The 3,557-nt window shown below is 37.9% G+C and carries 3 protein-coding genes; all 3 read right to left on the bottom strand.

The window, feature by feature from the left end:
• Positions 1-113: 113 nt before the first annotated feature.
• Positions 114-623, bottom strand: a complete 510-nt coding sequence (locus tag RMY63_RS41390; protein WP_322734227.1) for a hypothetical protein — start codon at positions 621-623, stop codon at positions 114-116.
• A gap of 18 nt (positions 624-641) precedes the next feature.
• Positions 642-1,658: a hypothetical protein gene (locus RMY63_RS41385; RefSeq protein WP_322734226.1), complete on the bottom strand. Its 1,017-nt coding sequence runs from the start codon at positions 1,656-1,658 to the stop codon at positions 642-644.
• 95 nt (positions 1,659-1,753) lie between these two features.
• A complete protein-coding gene (locus RMY63_RS41380) occupies positions 1,754-3,211 on the bottom strand; it encodes a YcjF family protein (RefSeq protein WP_322734225.1) in 1,458 nt (485 codons plus the stop codon).
• Between the last annotated feature and the right edge of the window lie 346 nt (positions 3,212-3,557).

Below are 3,557 nucleotides of genomic sequence, written 5' to 3'. Positions count from 1 at the left end.
GATTTGCCTGCACTACCTCCTGCCATTTTTTAGTTCCGTCGAACTCACGTTAAATCTAGGAAACCTTAACCAGCAAAAAAGGAGAAAATATAAAGGCGATCGCGCATTCTCAATTAAAGGCTAGATAATTGTTTAATATATTCAATAACTTGGTTTTTATTGATTATTCTTTCAACTGGCACACAATAAGATGGATATATGTAATGAGTTTTACCTGATAGATAACTTTTACGCTGATCTTTTATAATGCCATGCCTATCAGGATAAATAAACCACTCAGTACTAGGACGTTTTGGTGTTATTGCTCCCCAAGCTACATTAGACTTTAAACAATACCAAATAATTACTGTAGGTGGATATATCCACTGTTTACTCTCTACTTCGCCACACATCCATCCTTTATAACCTGGTGGCAATTTCTTAGGATCTGTAGTGTTTCCAGGCACACTTTTTACAGATATCCAAAACAACTTATTATCTAAACTATCATACACGGGAATGTCTTCATCAGTACCAAACTGGCTCATAATTGACTTTCCCACATTAATACCTCTTTTTTCTAATCCCTCATAAATCTTTTGGACTGCGACATCTCCCTCACCCTTTAATTCTTCCCAGTTCATGCTTGGTATATTGTTTTGTTAAAACTCACCTGTCATTGTTTGATCCTCAATTTCTAACAAAGGATTATTGAATTGCTTTTCTACTAATTCTGTGAGAATTTGATTACAATATTCAGAAATTTCTGGGTATTTTTGTGCTATCCATCCCACAGGTGTAATTACTAATGGATCGCTAATATCTACACCCATTTTCATCATTTGTATAGTTTCTTCTATTGCTTCATATAGAACGGCTTGCAATTGAGGAAATTTCGTATCCCGGTATGCATATTTATGTGCGGAAATAACATCATTGAGGGTTAAACCATGTTCTTTTATAGAATTAATATTTTCTGCTAAAGGAGAATATAAATCTGGATATACTTCTACGTTAATTAATACAGAACGTATGTACTCTCTTTTTGCCTTTTTGTAATTAGCAACTAAGTTTTTACAACTTTTGATTGAAGGTAAAAGCATCTGAAACCAAAACTTCATTTCAGACAATACTTTTTTTTGCCCCAGTTCTTGATCTACAAGCAGTTTGTTAGCTGAGATATCTAGCATCCAACGGACGTAGGTCGGGCAAAGCCTCCAATAATTTGTGACAACTTCTGTGAGTAATTTGAAGGCTTCAGTATAGTTTTTGTATTGTGTTGCTTTGTTATTGTTAGTTTTAGCTTCCTTGGCTAAATTTAAGTAATATAACGCCAGAGAAAACTTTTTATTTATTTGTAATAAATATGAATAATTTTTTAATAATTCAAAAACTGTATTTAGGTTATTTTCCTGATACTCTTGTGCCAGTTTGAAAGCTAGATTACTTGCTTCTTGGAATTTATGAGATTTTATTGATAATTCATTAGCCGCTTCAGCTTCAGCTGCCAAATGAGTTATTTGTACAAACATTGAAGTAGCTGGAGATTGAGAACTAATACGTTCTTCCAACCTGTGTCTAGTTTGAATAACTAGGTTTTGAAGCTCATTTATGTCAATAGTTTCTAACAAATCTTTGTTAAAAACACCTTCTGGGTTTGTAAGATAAGGCGTTTTCATGATTTACCTATCCTCAAAACAGTAGTCGCAACGATTACCATATTTTTCAGCCTAATACAAAGGCGCAAAGAAAAACTCTGCGCCTCTGAGTGAACTTAACCCACAAACTTCTCAACACCAACTAATTCAACCTGCTGCACCTCTGGCAACAAACGTTTCATGCCTTGCTTAACAAACCCCTGTAAAAAACCAATCTGTTGATTTTGCTGAAATACCTTTTGCAAGGTTTGCCGCAAATTCTCCAAATTTAAACCAGTTCCAGAATCTATCGTTATTTCCTGCTGTTGGAAATACTCAACCAGACTTAACCCTGCGACTCTAGTCAGATAAGCCGCACTTACTCCCTGCACTACGCCACCAGCAATAAAAGTAACGGCATTACTTTTCAGAACAGTACTAATCGCCTTTGTAGAAAGTTCAACTAAACCCAATTTCAGCATTAAACTTCCCATTGTTCCAGCTACGGTTTGTGCCTGTTCTAGGGAAAATTTTTGCTGATAGATATTACCCAAATCCATTACCATTTGAGCATTAATTGCCGCAGTTGCCAGAATATCAAAGGCTGGTACTGGATTAGCAAAGGCAGCGGCAGCAGCTATCCACTGATATTGTTCAATAATTGGGGTAGCGCGATCGCGTCTGGTTCCATTGAGCCAATTTTTCGCCTCAGCTTTCAACAATTCGGCTTTCCTTATGGTTGTCACCCAAACTAGCCGTTGTCTTTGCTGTGCCAGAACTTCACCCAACTGCTGAGTTAACTGCTGGATATCTGCTGCTGGTTGCTCCATCCACTCTTGCACAGAACCATCAGCCTCATGCTTTCGGACTTTAATGGCAATGGGAGAGGCCGCAGTTGCAACTACATTTCCCTGCATCCGCTGTTTTAATGACAGCAAAATGTTGGCGCTTTCATCGGTTAAATACTGGTCTTGTTTGTTGAAAACCAGCATATTAGGCTGATTTGCTGCCTTTAGCTGCTGTAAGGTTTGAAATTCTGAGTCTGTCAAATCACCATTTGTCAAGAATAGAACAAAATCAGATTTTGCTACTTCTGCCAAAATAGCCGCATCTGAATTTTCGCCTGCTTCTCTAAATAAAGGTGCTGTTTCTTCTAAAGACACGAAATTTTGTGTCTCTAGATTTTGCTCTAGCACTTGAATTAAAGTGCTTTTACCTACGGATTTCCCGCCAGTCACAGCTACTTTAATTTTTTGCCTGTCTAATTCCACCAACAATTGGGCAACTTGTTCTCTGAGTGTCTTTAAAGCTGGATGGTTTTCTGCTTCTTGTGCTAGTTGGTTAATTACAGTTTCAGTTTTAGTGATCGCACTTTCCACAGTCGCCCGATCTACCACCATACCATCTAGCTGCTTTAAACTGTCTTTGGGGCGATTTTGCTGGAATAACCACAAACCACCGCCTACAGCTAAGGCACTCAACAAACCGAACTCACCCACCTGCACTATAGAATCGTGCCAACTGTCCAACATCCACAGAGAAAAGGACAGTCCCAATCCTCCCACTAAAATTGGTCGCTGCAACTTCACAACCATGATTCTCCGCGCCTTTTAGATGGCTATTTCTTCCAGAATAGATCAAAAACCTGCTTCTCAAAATTGAACAGGCGATCGAACACAACTTTCTTTACCTACAGATGCTTGCGAGATTAACTCCCAAGCCTCACGATGATAACTAGGTCAACCTAATTCTATATAATAAAAAGCTACAATTCTACGTAAATCTTTACTAAACTAACATTTAGTCATATCAAGAGACTCCACGATCTGCGCTCACAAGGAGCAATGAAAATTTCTATTCCCTACTCCCCATTCCCTATTTTCAAGATAAGTAAGTCGGCGCGAAAAAACTAAACTATGTAAAGATAAATAAATACGGAGA

The organism is Nostoc sp. ChiQUE01b (genome assembly GCF_034531255.1).
Classification (GTDB): Bacteria; Cyanobacteriota; Cyanobacteriia; order Cyanobacteriales; family Nostocaceae; genus Nostoc.
Note: the sequence above shows the minus strand (reverse complement) of the source record. Positions and strands in the feature narration are given on the sequence as shown.